This window comes from Spirabiliibacterium falconis (assembly GCF_014885015.1).
GTDB classification, from domain to species: Bacteria; Pseudomonadota; Gammaproteobacteria; order Enterobacterales; family Pasteurellaceae; genus Spirabiliibacterium; species Spirabiliibacterium falconis.
On sequence record NZ_JABMIJ010000006.1, the window covers coordinates 212169 to 229247 of the forward strand.

Annotated in this window: 17 protein-coding genes; 5 read left to right on the forward strand and 12 right to left on the reverse strand. The window is 41.0% G+C overall.

Going from position 1 to position 17079, the window contains the following annotated elements; all coding sequences use genetic code 11:
• Window positions 1-71 precede the first annotated feature (71 nt).
• Both HPC40_RS03620 and uspE read left to right on the forward strand, forming a co-directional pair.
• The gene (locus HPC40_RS03620) at window positions 72-824 is read left to right on the forward strand and encodes an FNR family transcription factor (protein WP_208118120.1); all 753 of its coding nucleotides are present in this window, start codon (window positions 72-74) and stop codon (window positions 822-824) included.
• A gap of 86 nt (window positions 825-910) precedes the next feature.
• On the forward strand, window positions 911-1852 hold the full coding sequence (uspE, locus tag HPC40_RS03625) for a universal stress protein UspE (protein ID WP_208118121.1): 942 nt from the start codon (window positions 911-913) through the stop codon (window positions 1850-1852).
• A 39-nt stretch (window positions 1853-1891) separates the two neighbouring features.
• On the opposite strand, the gene HPC40_RS03630 is transcribed toward uspE, so the two are convergent.
• The 5 genes from HPC40_RS03630 to HPC40_RS03650 form a co-directional block, all read right to left on the reverse strand.
• Complete coding sequence (locus tag HPC40_RS03630) at window positions 1892-2329, reverse strand: universal stress protein (protein WP_208118122.1); 438 nt, start codon at window positions 2327-2329, stop codon at window positions 1892-1894.
• Complete coding sequence (locus tag HPC40_RS03635) at window positions 2322-4988, reverse strand: TRAP transporter permease (protein ID WP_208118123.1); 2667 nt, start codon at window positions 4986-4988, stop codon at window positions 2322-2324. Before HPC40_RS03635 ends, HPC40_RS03630 begins: the two co-directional genes overlap by 8 nt.
• Window positions 4989-5065: 77 nt before the next feature.
• Window positions 5066-6025: a TAXI family TRAP transporter solute-binding subunit gene (locus HPC40_RS03640; RefSeq protein ID WP_208118124.1), complete on the reverse strand. Its 960-nt coding sequence runs from the start codon at window positions 6023-6025 to the stop codon at window positions 5066-5068.
• A gap of 191 nt (window positions 6026-6216) precedes the next feature.
• Complete coding sequence (gene truC, locus HPC40_RS03645) at window positions 6217-6981, reverse strand: tRNA pseudouridine(65) synthase TruC (RefSeq protein WP_208118125.1); 765 nt, start codon at window positions 6979-6981, stop codon at window positions 6217-6219.
• Window positions 6974-7285: a YqcC family protein gene (locus HPC40_RS03650; RefSeq protein ID WP_208118126.1), complete on the reverse strand. Its 312-nt coding sequence runs from the start codon at window positions 7283-7285 to the stop codon at window positions 6974-6976. Before HPC40_RS03650 ends, truC begins: the two co-directional genes overlap by 8 nt.
• Window positions 7286-7389: 104 nt before the next feature.
• Here HPC40_RS03650 and queF point away from each other — a divergent pair, with 104 nt between their 5' ends.
• Together queF and ppnN are read left to right on the forward strand one after the other, a co-directional pair.
• A complete protein-coding gene (queF, locus tag HPC40_RS03655; protein ID WP_208118127.1) occupies window positions 7390-8226 on the forward strand; it encodes an NADPH-dependent 7-cyano-7-deazaguanine reductase QueF in 837 nt (278 codons plus the stop codon).
• A 15-nt stretch (window positions 8227-8241) separates the two neighbouring features.
• Window positions 8242-9606 carry a nucleotide 5'-monophosphate nucleosidase PpnN gene (gene ppnN, locus HPC40_RS03660; RefSeq protein ID WP_208118128.1) on the forward strand — a complete coding sequence of 455 codons (1365 nt, stop codon included), beginning with the start codon at window positions 8242-8244 and terminating at the stop codon, window positions 9604-9606.
• A 64-nt stretch (window positions 9607-9670) separates the two neighbouring features.
• On the opposite strand, the gene HPC40_RS03665 is transcribed toward ppnN, so the two are convergent.
• Both HPC40_RS03665 and HPC40_RS03670 read right to left on the reverse strand, forming a co-directional pair.
• The gene (locus HPC40_RS03665) at window positions 9671-10438 is read right to left on the reverse strand and encodes an ABC transporter permease (protein ID WP_208118129.1); all 768 of its coding nucleotides are present in this window, start codon (window positions 10436-10438) and stop codon (window positions 9671-9673) included.
• 1 nt (window position 10439) lies between these two features.
• Window positions 10440-11372 carry an ABC transporter ATP-binding protein gene (locus HPC40_RS03670; RefSeq protein WP_208118130.1) on the reverse strand — a complete coding sequence of 311 codons (933 nt, stop codon included), beginning with the start codon at window positions 11370-11372 and terminating at the stop codon, window positions 10440-10442.
• 98 nt (window positions 11373-11470) lie between these two features.
• Here HPC40_RS03670 and can point away from each other — a divergent pair, with 98 nt between their 5' ends.
• A complete protein-coding gene (can, locus tag HPC40_RS03675) occupies window positions 11471-12184 on the forward strand; it encodes a carbonate dehydratase (protein WP_208118131.1) in 714 nt (237 codons plus the stop codon).
• Between the two features lie 171 nt (window positions 12185-12355).
• On the opposite strand, the gene HPC40_RS03680 is transcribed toward can, so the two are convergent.
• The 5 genes from HPC40_RS03680 to HPC40_RS03700 form a co-directional block, all read right to left on the reverse strand.
• Window positions 12356-12862, reverse strand: a complete 507-nt coding sequence (locus HPC40_RS03680) for a C40 family peptidase (protein WP_235972294.1) — start codon at window positions 12860-12862, stop codon at window positions 12356-12358.
• 8 nt (window positions 12863-12870) lie between these two features.
• The gene (locus HPC40_RS03685; protein WP_208118132.1) at window positions 12871-13170 is read right to left on the reverse strand and encodes an integration host factor subunit alpha; all 300 of its coding nucleotides are present in this window, start codon (window positions 13168-13170) and stop codon (window positions 12871-12873) included.
• Window positions 13171-13173: 3 nt separating this feature from the next.
• A complete protein-coding gene (gene pheT / locus HPC40_RS03690) occupies window positions 13174-15561 on the reverse strand; it encodes a phenylalanine--tRNA ligase subunit beta (RefSeq protein ID WP_208118133.1) in 2388 nt (795 codons plus the stop codon).
• A 14-nt stretch (window positions 15562-15575) separates the two neighbouring features.
• The gene (gene pheS, locus HPC40_RS03695; protein ID WP_208118134.1) at window positions 15576-16565 is read right to left on the reverse strand and encodes a phenylalanine--tRNA ligase subunit alpha; all 990 of its coding nucleotides are present in this window, start codon (window positions 16563-16565) and stop codon (window positions 15576-15578) included.
• Between the two features lie 204 nt (window positions 16566-16769).
• The gene (locus HPC40_RS03700) at window positions 16770-17066 is read right to left on the reverse strand and encodes a hypothetical protein (protein WP_208118135.1); all 297 of its coding nucleotides are present in this window, start codon (window positions 17064-17066) and stop codon (window positions 16770-16772) included.
• Between the last annotated feature and the right edge of the window lie 13 nt (window positions 17067-17079).

The following is a 17079-nucleotide window of genomic DNA, read 5'->3' on the forward strand; positions in this document are numbered from 1 at the left end:
CCTTTTCTTTTCTCATTACTAAAATAATGCTAAAATAATTGAGTTAGATCAATTTTTATAAGGTAGTTTTTATGGCTCCAATCATCTCAGGTGTTCGCGTACAGTCTGGTGGTTGTGCAATTCATTGTCAGGAATGCAGTATCAGTACGCTTTGTATTCCATTTACGTTGAATAATCAAGAATTAGATCAACTTGATAATATTATAGAACGAAAAAAACCTATTCAAAAAGCGCAAGTGTTGTTTAAAGCAGGTGATCCCCTACGTTCACTTTATGCTATCCGTTCAGGCACGATCAAAACCTATACAATTAGTGAAACAGGACAAGAACAAATCACCTCTTTTCATTTACCTGGCGATTTGGTTGGATTTGATGCTATCACTGATATGCGCCACCCAAGCTTTGCACAGGCCTTGGAAACAGCAATGGTATGCGAAATTCCGTTTGATATTTTAGATGATCTTGCAGGTAAAATGCCTAAATTGCGTCAACAAATTATGCGTTTAATGAGCAATGAAATTAAAAGTGATCAAGAGATGATTTTATTACTCTCAAAAATGAATGCTGAAGAGCGGTTAGCCGCATTTATTAATAATCTTTCAATCCGCTACTCTGCTCGTGGTTTTTCTGCTAAAGAATTTGGTTTGACAATGACGCGTGGTGATATTGCTAATTATCTTGGTTTAACCGTTGAAACCATTAGTCGCTTACTCGGGCGATTTAAGAAAAATGGTATCTTGTCGGTACAAGGTAAATTTATTACCATTAATGATATGGAAAAATTGAAAAGCATGGCAGATGCCACTAAGTGTAAAGGAAAATAACCCTCTTTAACCCACTAAAATTGTTGTTGTTTTCTTCATTTTACTCTATTCTATAAGGAGTATTTCTCCTTATAGAGGTTTGTCTTATGCGTTTTAATAACATTTTAGTGGTAATTGACCCTACTTCAGAAACACAACCTAGCCTTTCCCGCGCGTTACACCTTGCTCAGCAGCTTGAAAAAGAAAATGAAACGGTAAAATTAACACTTTTTCTGTCGCTATATGATTTCTCGTTTGAAATGAGTGCGATGTTATCATCAGAAGAACGAGAAAGTATGCACCAAGGCATTATTAGCCAAAAGAAAACGTGGTTAGATGAACTGATTACACGCGAAATTCCACAAACTTCTCTGATTCAAACCGATACTGCCGTGATGTGGAAAAGTCGTGACTATGAAGCAATCATTGAGCAAGTTGAATTGGGTAAACACGATTTAGTCGTAAAAGAAGCAAAACCTGCTGAGGGATTAGATGCGCTTATTTTCACACCAACTGACTGGCAATTGCTACGTAAATGCCCTTGTCCAATTTTAATGGTCAAAGAGCATGAATGGCAGTCAGAAGGGCGTATTTTGGTGGCTGTGAATGTCTCAGATGACGAAGCCTACCATGATGTGTTAAATAAAAAATTAGTCACATCCAGTCGTGATCTTGCCTCGGTATTGAGTGCTGGGCGGATTCATCTTGTGTCAGCCTACCCTACTACGCCTGTAAACATGGCAATTGACTTACCCGAATTCAACCCAAATGCGTATACAGATAGTGTGCGAGGTCAACACCTGATTAATATGAAAGCACTACGTCAACATTTTGGTATTGATGAAGATCATACTCATGTGGAAGAAGGCTTGCCAGAAGAAGTTATTCCACAGGTTGCGGAAAAAATTAAAGCGGAGCTTGTGGTGCTAGGTACAATTGGACGTACAGGACTTTCCGCTGCCTTTTTAGGAAATACTGCTGAGCATGTGATTGGACGTTTAAATTGTGATGTATTAGCAATCAAACCTGATCCTGAAGAGAGTGAGTAATAGAAAAAACCGCACTTTTAGTTAAAGTGCGGTTTTTTATTAACGCATCACCAATACTGGGCGATGGCTGTATCGAGCCACTTTCACTGTATCTGAACTTAACCCCTCTTTTTTCTGCTTTTGACGAGCTTTTTGAGTTGCCATCATCATAATTAAATCGACATCCTTTTCCTCGGCTATGCGATTCACTTCTTCATATACTGTTCCATAAGCGACAATATGTTGCACTTTTTTGCCCTCAGGAAAAATACCTTGAGTAAACTCGTGCAATTTCTTATTTGCCTCGGCTAGGACATCTTTATCGAAGTTTTTAGGTAAAAACGACGATACAATACTATTCGTCGGTGCAGGCACAATACCTGCCACGCGATAAACCGTCTTTTCTTGATGCTCTGTCATATCAAGTGCGGTCTGAATGAGGCGTCTTGCCTCATTCAAATGACTTAAATCAATGACAATTAAAATATTATTAAACATTATCTGCTCCATTTTGTTTGCGCAGCCGACGGCGACGCTGATTAAGTCCAAGCCCTGCTAACATGGTCAATGCAGGGATAAACACGAGTTCTTTTGGCAAAGTATCGTGACGCGGCAGCGCAACATACAAAATGGTTTGATCCCAGTTTAATCCTGCTTTTGCTGCCGGAGAGCTAATTTCGACATTATCAATGATAATTTTAGGAATTTGCTCACCTTCCACTTCAATGGTTTCTCCAGTGTCTAACAACGTTAAACCTAAATCATGTAAGCGCACTTCGCCATTCTGCCCTTCAGGTACTTTTAGCTCAGTATAAAACTCAACAGGTGAACCGTATTGATTAATACCAGCAACTTTTAAGGTAAATGGCTCACCAACAGGTGCTTTGGCTAATTCTTCCACTAAATGACTTGGTTGCACGTGATGCTCTGTTGGCGAAACGTATTCCATAAAGAAGCCAGGGCGGAATAAGGCAAAGGAAATGAACAGTAAAAGTGCGGTTTCCCACCATTTATTATGATCAAAGAAGTAGCGCATCGATGCCGCTGTAAATGCCAATATGGCAATGGTCGCGACGATAAAGACCATTATGCCTTTCCAAATATTCACATCAATTAATAATAAATCGGTGTTGAAAATGAATAAAAATGGCAAAAGTGCGGTTCGTAGGCTATATCCAAAGGCAATGAGACCCGTTTGAATCGGTTTTCCACCCGATACTGCCGCCGCTGCAAATGAGGCAAGCCCTACAGGAGGCGTTACATCGGCCATAATCCCAAAATAGAACACGAATAAGTGTACGGCAATCAGTGGAACAATTAAGCCATTTTGCCGTCCGACTTCGACAATAACCGTTGCCATCAATGATGACACGACGATGTAGTTAGCGGTGGTTGGTAGACCCATACCTAAAATTAAGCTAAAGATGGCAACCAAAATCAGCATTAAGAGAATATTACCCATCGATAAAAATTCGATAATGCTAGATAGCTGTACACCAAAGCCCGTCAGCGAGACCACGCCTACGATAATACCTGCGGTCGCGGTAGCAATGCCAATGCCAATCATATTGCGTGCACCGCCCTCAAGCCCTGTAATCAAATCGTCAAAACCTGCTTTAAAGGCGTTGCCTACATCGGCTTGTTTGCGATAAAGCTTCAAAATAGGACGTTGAGTCAGCAAAATAAAACATAACGCAAGGCTGCCATAAAACGCTGAAAGCCCAGGTGACATACGCTCAATCATCAAACACCAAATTAAAATGACCACGGGTAATAAGAAATGCAAGCCCGCATTTACGGTTGGTTTGACGGCTGGCAGTTTTACCACAGGCGATTCAGGATCATCAATCTCTAAGTCTTTAAAGCCTGATACACGTTTTAGTAACAATAAATAGACAAGAGTGACAATCACAGAAACAATTGCAAAGGCGTGGTTTGGTGCAACAACTTTGAGCCAGCCTAAGCTATATTTAATCGCAAAATAGAGTAAGCAAATAGCGATAAATGTACCCAATGCACGCAAAATACTCACTAATAAAGGTGACGGTTCATCGCTACGCTCAAGCCCTTGTAAATTCATTTTGCATGCTTCTAAATGGACAATATAAACAAGTGCAATATACGAAATGACCGCAGGCAAAAAGGCGTGGGTAATTAATTGATTATATGGCATATTGACATATTCAATCATCAAAAATGCCGCAGCTCCCATTACAGGCGGCATAATTTGCCCGTTAACAGATGAGGCAACTTCTACTGCACCTGCTTTTTCAGCTGAAAATCCCACCCGCTTCATCATAGGGATTGTGAATGTACCTGTTGTGACCACATTAGCAATAGATGAACCTGAAATTAATCCTGTTAAACCCGATGCCACAACGGCAGCTTTGGCAGGACCGCCTTTAAAATGCCCAAGATAGGCAAACGCTGTTTTGATGAAATAGTTCCCTGCGCCTGCTTTTTCAAGCAATGCACCGAACAAAACAAATAAGAAGACATATTTGGTAGAAACACCAAGTGCTACGCCAAATACACCTTCGGTGGTAACCCATTGTTGATTGATAATATGTTCCATTGTGCCTGTGCGATGGCTAACAATCCAATCAGACGGAAAAAATTGCCCGAAATAGTTGTAAAGCAAAAATACGCTGGCAATGATAACTAACGGAAGCCCAAGACTACGGCGAGTTGCTTCCAATAATAATAAAATCCCAACCACACCTACAATAATATCTTGCATATTGGGTGCGCCAAAGCGGGTAATTAAACTCTCATAGAAAAAGAGGTAATACGCGGCACAAAATGCGGCTACAAACGCAAAAATCCAATCTATCATCGGCACCCGATGAATCGGTGACGATTTAAAGGCTGGATAAGAGAGATACGCTAAAAATAAGGCAAATGCCAAATGAATTGAGCGTGCTTTGGTGTCATCAAACACCACGTTAATTGATCCTAAACCAACTGAGCGCAAGAATTCTTGAAAAACAAATGGCAACGGCGAGGCGTAGTAAATTTGAAATAATGACCACGCAATGGCAACGCCAATAATTAACTTTTTCGTAAAACCATATGGATTGCGTCCGCCTGTATCATTGGCGGCCACCATATCTTGCAAATCATCTTGGTCTAGGGTTGTATTTTTGAAATCTGACATACATAATCCCTATTTGATATGACACGAAAAGGCAGGGGAATCCCCTGCCCTAAACAAAATTAAAAGTGCGGTTTGGCTTACATCCAGCCACGCTCTTTATAGTAACGCTCTGCACCTGGGTGAAGTGGTGCTGACAAGGCATTTTTAATCATGTCTTGCTCTTTTAAGTTAGCAAATGCAGGGTGTAGGCGTTTAAAGCGATCAAAGTTGTCAAATACAGCTTTTACCACTTCATACACTTTGTCTTCCCCAACATTGGCTTGTGTAACTAAGGTTGCATAAACCCCAAACGTATCCGTTGGATTATCAGACCCTTTATACAAGCCACCTGGAATAGTTGCTTTTGCATAATATGGGAAATCAGCAACCAGTTTGTTAATCGCTTCACCTGTTACAGGCACTAAATGCGCATCACAAGATGCTGCTGCTTCTTTTAACGCACCATTTGGATGACCAACATTATAAGTGATAGCATCAAGGTTATTATCGCACATGACAGAGGCCATTTCAGCAGGTTTTAACTCAGAAGCGACTTTAAATGCACTATCATCCCACCCTTTCGCATTTAAAATAACATTCATTGTCGCACGTGTACCTGAACCTGGATCGCCCACATTTACACGTTTTCCTTTAAGATCATCGAAGGTTTTAACTCCTGAGTCATCGCGTGCCATAACGGTAAACGGCTCAGGATGAATAGAGAAAATGGCTCTAAGTTGATCATTCTTTTTGTCTTTAAAGGTACTCGAGCCGTTATAGGCGTGATATTGCCAGTCAGATTGCACGATTCCCATATCAAATTGATTGCTTGCAATCGCATTGAGGTTTCCAACTGAACCACCGCTTGACGGCGCATTACATTTGATGCCTGTTTTGGCTGAATCACGGTTAACTAATTGGCAGACAGATTGTCCAACCACATAATAAACCCCTGTTTGCCCACCAGTACCGATGGTAATAAATTTATCTTCCGCCATTACTGCTGCAGAAGACACCATTAAACCCGCAACTAAAGATAACTTAAAGAGTTTCTTCATATTCTCTCCCTTATGTTGTGTTTATAATCAGTGCGTTACACCGAATGGAATAGTAAGCCAATTAAAATCAAGCTTAATTGATAACATATATCAAACGTTATGTAAAAATCAACTACAAATATGAAACATCTCGGATCAATTGTAAATTTTTTGCGTTTGCTCTCAAAAATAGACACAACATCGTCGATATTTTAGCCGTTGACTGCACTTTGTGTGAAATGTTCTGTTGCTGTTTGCCAACCTAACGCATTGAATGCCTCTTGCCAACGTGTATCAAGCCCCGCTCGGCATAGAATTTTTCGCTCTAACACAGGGTGAGTGAAGAGCAACTCATGAGCGTGTAACATCAAACCAGAAACGCCGATGTACTGCGCAAAAGTGCGGTTTTGGCGCAAGTCACCATATACCGTATCACCAATAATTGGATGACGCAGGTGTTTCATATGTCGTCGTAATTGATGTTTTCGCCCTGTTTTCGGGCGAAGAGATACCAGCGTATAACGTGAGGTGGGATAGCGTTCATTGCTGGCAAAGGGCATTTCCGCATGCGAAAGTGTGGTGTACTCCGTTACCGCCTCTTGTGCAGGTTTGTCAGCTTGTGCAAATTTATCCGCAATTTTATCATGCCGATGACTAAGGGCATAATCCACGCATCCCAGCCCTGTCAAATACCCTCGCACAATAGCAAAATAGCCTTTCTCAACTGTTTTTTGTTGAAATTGCTCGCTTAACTGGCGTGCAACGGTAGGGTTTAGTCCAAATACCATCACGCCTGATGTCGGACGATCAAGGCGGTGAACAGTGTAAACATGTTTTCCGATTTGATCTCGCAATGTTTGCATGAGAAACACACTTTCATGGCGATCAAGCCAACTGCGGTGCACCAGCATATTCGCAGGTTTATTAACCACAATAAGATCGCTATCTTGATAAATGATTTCTATTGGCTCAGTCATGTAATAAGGCTTCTAAGTCATATAAAGGCGTTAAAATACGTTCTAATTGCTCAGTTTCTTTCATCGCCTCTTCAATATAAGGCGAAATAGCAAAGCCGCGCGGCAGTTCGGCTTGAGCCTCAATTAACGCACGCATGCGTGGGATAAAAATCCACTGCAACCATTCATGGGGCTCAAGTGTGTCGATGGCAAAAGGCTCTTGGCTTGCCAGCTTTTCTGGTGGCGGTGACAGCGTTTGCCAAAGATTAAGTGTTTTTAAGCCGTCAGTTAATCTGTTTAACTGGATTTCAACAGGATGTGTCATAAAACTCCTTTCTATTTTGCTTTATTCTACTCTATTTAAGCGTAAATTTTGCAAGAATTGCGCCACATTGTGGTAATATTTTTTCTTTTCTTATCAAAATGGATATGCAGACAGAAAACAACATGATGCACCAACTGACGCTTGGGCAGGCAGTAAACTATAAAGCCCACTACGACCGCACTTTACTTCAAGGCGTGCCACGCACCCTACAACGCCAAACGTTGGGGAATAAACCGCACTTTACGTTTGGTGTGGATTTATGGACATTATATGAGCTTTCATGGCTCAATCCGAATGGTATGCCGCAAGTTGCCATTGGGGAGGTCGACGTTGACTGTTTCAGCCCAAATTTGATTGAGTCGAAAAGTTTCAAACTTTATCTAAACAGTTTTAATCAAACAGTTTTTGACAGCATTGAGCAGGTGCAAGCTACTCTCACGCAAGATTTGAGTGCCTGTGCTCAAAGTGCGGTTAAAGTGCGGTTACGGCTACTGTCTGAATTTAGCCAAACAGTGATTACGACCTTTGACGGCGAATGTATTGATAATTCAGCGGTTAAGATCAACACATATGATTACACGCCTAGTCTGTTGGAAAATGCGATATATGATAAATATGTGACGGAAACATTGGTCAGCCATGTATTAAAATCGAATTGTTTGATCACCTCGCAACCTGACTGGGGAAGTGTGCAAATTCACTACACTGGTGCACAACTTGACCGCACTTTACTGTTGCAATATTTGGTGTCTTTTCGCCAACATAATGAATTCCATGAACACTGTGTTGAGCGGATTTTTCATGACATTATGCACTACGCCAAACCCGATAAATTGTGCGTTTATGCACGTTATACTCGCCGTGGTGGCTTGGATATTAATCCGTTGCGTGCTAATTTTGTGCCAAATACCCTATTAAATGCACGCCTTGCGCGCCAATAAAGACAAGGAGAAAAAATGAGTTCACATATTATTAATCCGAGAGGGAGTATGGATCAACTCTCTCATCTTGAAGTGGAATTGTTACAAAAAGGGGCGGCTGGGAATTTATATCCCCTCTATCGCAACTGTTCTTTGGCGGTATTAAACTCTGGCTCGGTCACAGATGACAGCCGTATTTTGCTGGCGAAATATCATGATTTTGAAATTGAGTTATTGGCACGTGAACGCGGTATTTCTTTGCGATTGATTAATCCACCCGAAGATGCCTTTGTTGATAACACATTAATCCGCAATATTCAGTATCATTTGTTTGCCGTACTACGTGATATTTTATTTGTGAATGTCATTACCAAGCACAATACGAATGGGGTTTGTAGTAGCCATGCAAATAAAATCACAAACTATATTTTTACTATTTTACGCAATGCGAAGGCCTTAATTGTCGGCGAACACCCTAATCTTGTGGTCTGCTGGGGTGGGCACTCAATTGGTCATACTGAATACGCGTATTGTCGTTCTGTGGGATTACAACTCGGCTTACGCGAGCTCAATATTGTTACAGGTTGTGGTCCTGGCGTAATGGAAGCGCCAATGAAAGGGGCAGCCATTGGCCATGCTAATCAGCGCATGAAAAATAGCCGTTTTATTGGCATCACCGAACCCTCCATTATTGCATCAGAACCGCCAAATCCGATTGTGAACGAATTGATTATTATGCCTGATATTGAAAAGCGACTAGAAGCATTTGTTCGTATGGGGCATTGCATTGTGGTCTTTCCAGGGGGGCCTGGCACATTTGAAGAGTTATTATATATTCTTGGAATTAAGCTCAATCCTGCCAATCAAGATATTCCACTGCCCCTTTATTTAACAGGGCCAAAAGAAAGTGCGGCTTACTTTGCCACGATCGATCGTTTTATTGGCGACGTTTTCGGCCAAGAAGTACAGGATTTATATGAGATTATTATTGATGACCCTATTGAGTTGGCTCGCAAAGTCAGTTACGAAATGAAAATGATTAAACAAGCTCGGGCAGAAAGTAATGACTCCTATGGTTTTAATTGGCGTTTAACGATTGCCCCAGAATTCCAACAGCCTTTCGAGCCAACACACGAAAATATGAGTGCGTTAGATTTGCATCTTGACCAAAGTAAAGCCAGCCTTGCGGCCAATTTGCGTCGTGCATTTTCAGGCATCGTGGCAGGTAATATCAAGCCTGACTACATTGAAAAAGTCGAAGAGAATGGCCCTTATGAACTACACGGCGATCCGTTATTAATGACGAAAATGGATCACGTCTTGCAAGATTTCGTCGAACAACACCGTATGAAGTTACCAGGCGGCGATGCGTATCAACCATGCTATAAAATCATCAAATAAAAAACCGCACTTAATGTGCGGTTGTGGTATAGCACTCTAAAGTGCGGTTTGACCGCACTTTAGCTCAATTGCGAAGGCCTATGCCTTTATGAATTAAATAATAAACAAAACTGTACAGTGCCACAATAAACAGCCCAAGCACAATAAAAGTGCGGTACAGTGCAATATCACTAACCCCTAAAAAACCAAAGCGGAAGCCATTAATCATATAAACAATAGGATTCAGTTTTGAGACACCTTGCCAAAACTCAGGCAACAACGAAATAGAATAAAATACACCGCCAAGGTATGTTAACGGCGTTAGAACGAAAGTGGGAATAATGGAAATATCATCAAATGAGCGGGCAAACACGGCATTAATTAATCCACCGAGTGAAAAAGTGGCGCTGGTCATTAATAAAATAAGCATAATTACCCACCATGAATGTACATGTAATGGCACAAAAAAGAGTGATACAATCGTCACAAGCAAGCCGACGATAATGCCACGCGCCATCCCCCCCGAGACATAGCCTAAAATAATCACATGCGTGGACGTTGGCGAAACGAGCAACTCTTCCACATTGCGTGCAAATTTTGTACTATAAAATGATGAAGCCACATTCGCAAAGGAATTAGTAATAACCGACATCATAATTAACCCAGGCACAATAAATTGAATATAGCTATACCCGCCCATTTCGCCAATGCGTGAACCAATTAATTGCCCAAAAATGACAAAATAAAGTGTCATCGTAATCACTGGCGGCACTAGCGTTTGTACCCAAATTCGCATGAAACGGTGAATTTCTTTGTGTAAAATCGTTAAAAAAGCAATTCGCGCTAACGACATATTATTCTCCTTGTTGTGTGCTGAGTTTTTGTGTTAACGCCATACGAATAAACAGTTCTTCTAGGCGGTTGGTTTTATTACGCATACTGAGCACAGAAATGTGTTGAGAGTTCAATTGCAAAAAAAGGGAATTCAGTCCTTGGCGACGAGCCACATCGACCTCAAGCGTAGAGTCATCAATTTGGCGATAAATATACCCTTCAATCTTTGGTTTGACCGCACTTTGTCCTAAATCCAGCACGAATGTTTCGGATTCCAGTTGGCTTAATAATGCTTTCATTGTCGTATCAACAACTAAGCGACCATGCTGAATAATGCCGATATGGCGACACAACATCTCCGCTTCTTCTAAGTAGTGTGTCGTCAGAATAATTGTCGTACCTTGCTGATTAATTTCGCGTAAAAAATGCCACATGGAGCGACGTAGTTCAATATCCACACCCGCCGTAGGCTCGTCTAAAATTAATAATCTTGGATTATGCATTAACGCTCGTGCAATCATTAAGCGTCGCTTCATTCCACCAGATAACCGCATCGACTTTTGATCGCGTTTATCCCATAATTCTAACATTTTTAGCCATTTTTCCGCTCGCTTTATCGCCTCTTTTCGTGGCACACCGTAGTACCCTGCTTGATTAATCAATATATTAAGTGCGGTTTCAAAATTATTAAAGTTAAATTCCTGCGGTACAATGCCAATCTGCTTTTTGAGTTCTGTGAGTTGGGTGTCTAGATCATAACCAAATACCTTCACTTTACCCGCACTTTTTGTGACCAACGAACTAATAATGCCAATCGTGGTTGATTTTCCTGCCCCGTTGTGCCCAAGTAAAGCATAAAAATCGCCTTCTTTAACCCGTAAATCAATACCATGCAAGGCTGTGAAACCATTGGGGTAGGTCTTTTTAAGACCTTCTATTTCAAGTGCATACATTTAATTCAACCTTAATCTTTTTGAAAAATCAGTTATCAAAATGGAAATTAGCAAGTATTATACCAAACAGGAAGTTAACAAGGAAAAGGATAATCACCGTGAAAAAAATCGAGCAATTATTGGCAAACAACCATAGTTGGGCAATTCGAATGCAGCAAGAAAATTCCAATTATTTCAAAGAACTTGCAGAACATCAAAAGCCAAACTATTTATGGATCGGTTGTTCAGATAGTCGCGTGCCTGCCGAAAAACTTACCAATCTAGGACCTGGAGAGCTTTTTGTACACCGCAATGTTGCTAATCAAGTGATTCATACAGATTTAAACTGCCTATCTGTGGTGCAATATGCTATTGACGCATTAGATGTTGAACATATTATTATTTGTGGACATACCAATTGTGGTGGCATTAAAGCCGCAATGGAAAATAAAAGCCTGGGCTTAATTGATAATTGGTTATTACATCTGCGTGATATTTGGTTAAAACATAGCCATTTGTTTGGTTCTATTCCGCCCGAAGAGCGGGCAAATATGTTAACAAAGCTTAATGTTGCTGAACAAGTTTATAATCTCGGCTGTTCATCAATTGTTCGTGCTGCATGGGAGAGAGGAAAAAAACTGTCACTGCACGGCTGGATGTATGATGTTGGAGATGGTTTTCTACATGATATGGGGGTAATAGCAACCAGCCGAGAGACGTTAGAAATTACATATCTTAATGCCATCGCCCGTCTTCTTTCTAGCACCACAGAGAAAAAGTACATGGAAACGGATGAGCCTGTAAAAATCAATTTTTCTGAGCTAAAAAAATAAGTAAAAAGCCATGAAACTCATGGCTTTTTGATTATGCAAAAATCAATGTGCTGAGAAAAACGATCATTCCTAATGCTGCAATAACCGTGATTAATGTATAAGTTAATGTACTCATAAGCCCTCCTTTCAATGTGCTTAAAACTTAACAGACTTTAATATTGAAAACAAGTATTATAAACGCCTTGTCTGCCAATAAACTTTTTTCCAATAAGGGGAATTTAATGATGAATAGATGACCCCACCTTTCGTGGATGCGTGTAGAAATAAATCATCTTTCACATAAATTCCAACATGATAGCCATTAGGCCCTCGCCCTGTTTTAAAAAAGACCAAATCCCCTGTTTGAATATCACGTTTATTGACACGCACCCCTTGCTTTGCTTGTGCTTTCGTGGTGCGTGGCAACTGAATGTTAAAGCGTTGTGCAAATGTAACTTGTACAAAGCCAGAGCAATCGACACCGCGACGTGATTTACCACCTAACACATAAGGTGTGCCTTTCCATTGCGTTTGCTGCTCACTTAATTGTGCAATAGTATAAATCTGATCAGGCAAATGCGTATTATATTGGCGGTGTGTTGAAAATCGTTCTTCAGTAGAATCTGAAGTCGATGAAGAACACGCCACCATACAGCCTGTTCCCAATACAATCATTATTGCGCGAAACACGTTTGGCATAAGTCTCTCTATTTATGACGAGCATGTTGCTGAGCCACGCGCGAACGTAATTTTTGTCCTGGCTTAAACACTACAACACGGCGAGCAGAAACCGCAACACTTTCACCTGTTTTAGGATTGCGTCCAGGGCGTGATTTCTTATCACGCAACTGGAAATTACCAAAACCCGAGAGTTTGACATCTTCGCCCTGCTCTAAAGCACTGCGAATTTGCTCAAAAAAACTTTCTACCAGTTCTTTTGCCTCACGTTTACTCAAATTGAGTTTTTCAATTAAATGCTCTGCAATTTCTACTTTCGTTAAAGTCATAGTTTAATCTCTCAAATAAGCATTAAAACGCTGCTTCAACTCAGATACAACATTCGATACTATTTGGCTAATATCGTCTTCTTCAAGCGTTTTTTGTCTGTCCTGTAAAATTAAGCTGATCGCTAAACTTTTACATCCATCAGCCACTCCTGTGCCTTGATAAACATCGAACAAGTTAACGTGAGTGAGCGTTTCACCTGCAGCTTCACGGCATGCTGCAACAACATCTGCTGCGGCAATATCATTATTAACCACAACAGCAATATCCCTACGGTTAGCAGGAAAGCGAGAAATCGGTTTTGCCTGAACAATATCTCGTTTAGCAATTGCACTCCATAAAATTTCAAACGCAATCGCACGGCCATTAATACCTAAATCTTGTGCAATTTGTGGGTGGATCGTACCAATAAAACCCACTTCTTGATTATCAATTATAATGGCAGCTGATTGCCCTGGGTGTAAAGCGGGATACGTTTTACTAACATAGTTAACACGGCTACCTGCCCGAGTCAGTTGCAAGAGGCTATCTAAATCTCCTTTTAAATCAAAGAAATCCGCACTTTCACTTTTTTCAAACCAATTTTCATGATGGCGAGCCCCACAAATGACCGCACTTAATACAAATTCTTGGCGTACACCAGCTTCTGCGTTATCGTCTGGAATAAAACGTAGCCCTGCTTCAAATAAACGAATACGATTTTGCTGACGATTTTGATTATAGAGTAATGCACCAAGCAAACCTGGCAATAAAGACAAACGCATTGCAGACATATCCGCTGAAATTGGATTTGGCAAAATTAAGGCCGCCTGCTCTGGATGTAATTTTTGTTGCACTTTTGGATCAACAAAGCTGTATGTCACGGCTTCCTGATAATCACGATCAACAAGTGCGGTTTTAATACGCGCTAAATCAACATCAGCCTCTTTATGCTCACGCATCGTTAAATGTGCCAAAGGCGCACAGTTAGGAATAGCGTTATAGCCATAAATTCGTGCCACTTCTTCAATCAAATCTTCTTCAATGGCAATATCAAAACGCCAGCTAGTCGGTGTTGCTGTCCAAACATTATTTTCAAACGTGACATTGAAACCCAAGCGGGTAAGAATATCAGTTACTGTTGCATCATCAATATGATGCCCTAATAATGCATCAAGCTTACTACGACGTAAAGTAACAGTATCACGTTTTGGTAAATGTTGTTCACTTACAACTTCACAAATTTCGCCGACTTCGCCACCACAAATTTCCACTAAAAGTGCGGTCGCACGCTCCATTGCGTGACGTTGTAACATATAATCCACGCCGCGTTCAAAACGATGAGAGGAATCTGTATGTAAGCCATATTGACGAGCGCGCCCTGTAATGGCAAGCGGTGCAAAAAAGGCAGATTCCAAAATAACATTCTGTGTATTGGATGTAACGCCTGTGTCTAATCCACCAAAGATACCAGCCATTGCCACAGGTCCTTTCTGATCGGCGATAACGAGGGTATTGGCTTGTAATGTTACTTGGTTTTCATCCAATAATGTTAATGTTTCACCTTCTTTTGCCATACGAACGGTAATTGGCAGGCTTAATTTATCCGCATCAAAGGCGTGCATTGGCTGCCCTTGCTCGAGCAAAATATAGTTGGTGACATCCACTACTGGATCAATTGAACGAAGTCCACAGCGACGTAATTTTTCCTGCATCCATAGTGGTGTTTGAGCATGTAAATTGACATTTTTTATCATACGCGCAAGATAACGCGGACACGCTTCACTGGCATGGACTTCAACAGCAACGTTATCTGCAATATGCGTATTAACCGTATCAAAGTGCGGTTCGTGAACATCAGCCTGATTAACCACGCCCAATTCACGCGCAACACCCCGCACACTTAAACAGTCAGCCCGATTTGGCGTTAAGCTAATCTCAATCGTATTATCATTTAGCTTGAGATAATCACGCAAATCTTGCCCTATTGGCGCATCGCTTGGCAGTTCAATAATGCCGCTAGAATCGAGTTCTATCCCTAATTCTTTATAAGAACATAACATCCCCTCAGATGGCTCGCCTCGCAATTTTGCTTTTTTTATTTTGAAATCACCTGGCAAAACGGCACCTACCGTGGCACAGGCCACTTTTAAGCCTTCTCTACAATTGGGCGCACCGCATACAATATCCAATAACACATCGCCACCGACATTGACTTTCGTGACGCGTAATTTATCTGCATTTGGGTGTTGTTTACACTCCACGACTTCACCAACAAGCACGCCAGAAAAGTCACCAGCACAAGGTTCAATATCGTCCACCTCAAGCCCAAGCATCGTAATTTGCTCGGCAAGTTCCGCTGTTGAAATGGCGGGGTTAACCCATTCACGTAGCCATAATTCATTCACTTTCATTCTAAATTCCTACCTTACAGCGTTTTAAATTGTTTCAAAAAGCGCAAATCATTTTCAAAAAACGCCCGTAAATCTGTGACGTTGTAACGCAACATGGTCAAACGTTCAACCCCCATGCCCACAGCAAATCCCGAATATTCATTTGGATCAATACCGACATTACGCAACACATTAGGGTGCACCATACCGCAGCCTAACACTTCCAACCATTTACCATTCTTGCCCATAACATCCACTTCTGCCGAGGGCTCAGTGAATGGGAAATAAGAGGGACGAAAACGAATTTTTAAATCTTCTTCAAAGAAATTACGTAAAAAACTGTGTAATAATCCTTTCAATTCAGTGAAATTTGCATTTTTATCAACGAACAACAATTCAATTTGATGGAACATCGGTGTATGAGTTTGGTCATAGTCATTTCGATATACTCGCCCTGGTGCCATTATACGGATTGGCGGCTGCTGTTTTTCCATTGTACGAATCTGTACCCCTGATGTTTGCGTTCTTAACAGGCGGTTCACATCAAACCAAAATGTATCATGATCAGCACGAGCAGGATGATGAGCTGGAATATTTAATGCATCAAAATTATAATAATCCGTTTCAATTTCAGGCCCTTGCTCTACTTTAAAGCCTAGCTCAGCAAAAAAATGCGTTACGCGATTAATAGTAATGGTAACTGGGTGTAAGCCCCCCGTCTCACTATGACGTCCCGGCAGAGAAACATCAATAGCCTCTTTGTGTAATTGCTCATTCAATTTTGCTTGCTCAAGTGCGGTTTTGCGTGTGTTTAATGCCTCTTGAACTTGCATTTTGGCTGTATTAATTTTTTGCCCCGCAGCGGGTCTATCTTCAGGAGCTACATCACGCAATGCTTGCATGAGTGCAGTAAATTGCCCTTTCTTTCCGAAATATTCCACACGCACACTGTCGAGCGTATTTATATCATTCGCTTGTGCAATTGCATCCAGTGCTTGCGCTGTTATTTGTTGTAACTGTTCCATTTTTTCTCCGTGCCGCTCATGATGTACGTAACGCTAAAAAGCCTCCTACTTATGGGAGGCTTTAACACGCAGCCAACCTAATTCGGGGCTTAAAGCACTAAATGAGTCGGTTTATGAACTTTAAATTAAGTAGTCAATCAATGTTATAATTAATATTAATATAATACTCTATTTAATTTTAAAAATCATCTAGTTATTATGCTGTTACCACCACCAAGGATAAAACGTTGTACCCATATAAGAGTGATTATATTCCCCAAATCCATAGCCAATGCCAATCATTGGTGTTATACGCACTGGCTGAGGGCTTGTTTTAGGCACATAATCACTGGCATTTAGTACCGTTGTGTCTTTAGTATCTTGTGTTTTGGGTGCCACATTTTCGCGTGTCTTTTGATGTTGTGCTTGATAGCTTGGTAGTGCACTATCAATGGCCTGTGGTGTGTTCGTGCAAGCAATTAATACAACACTTAACGCAATGATAATAGAATGTTTCATCATATTTCCCCACTTA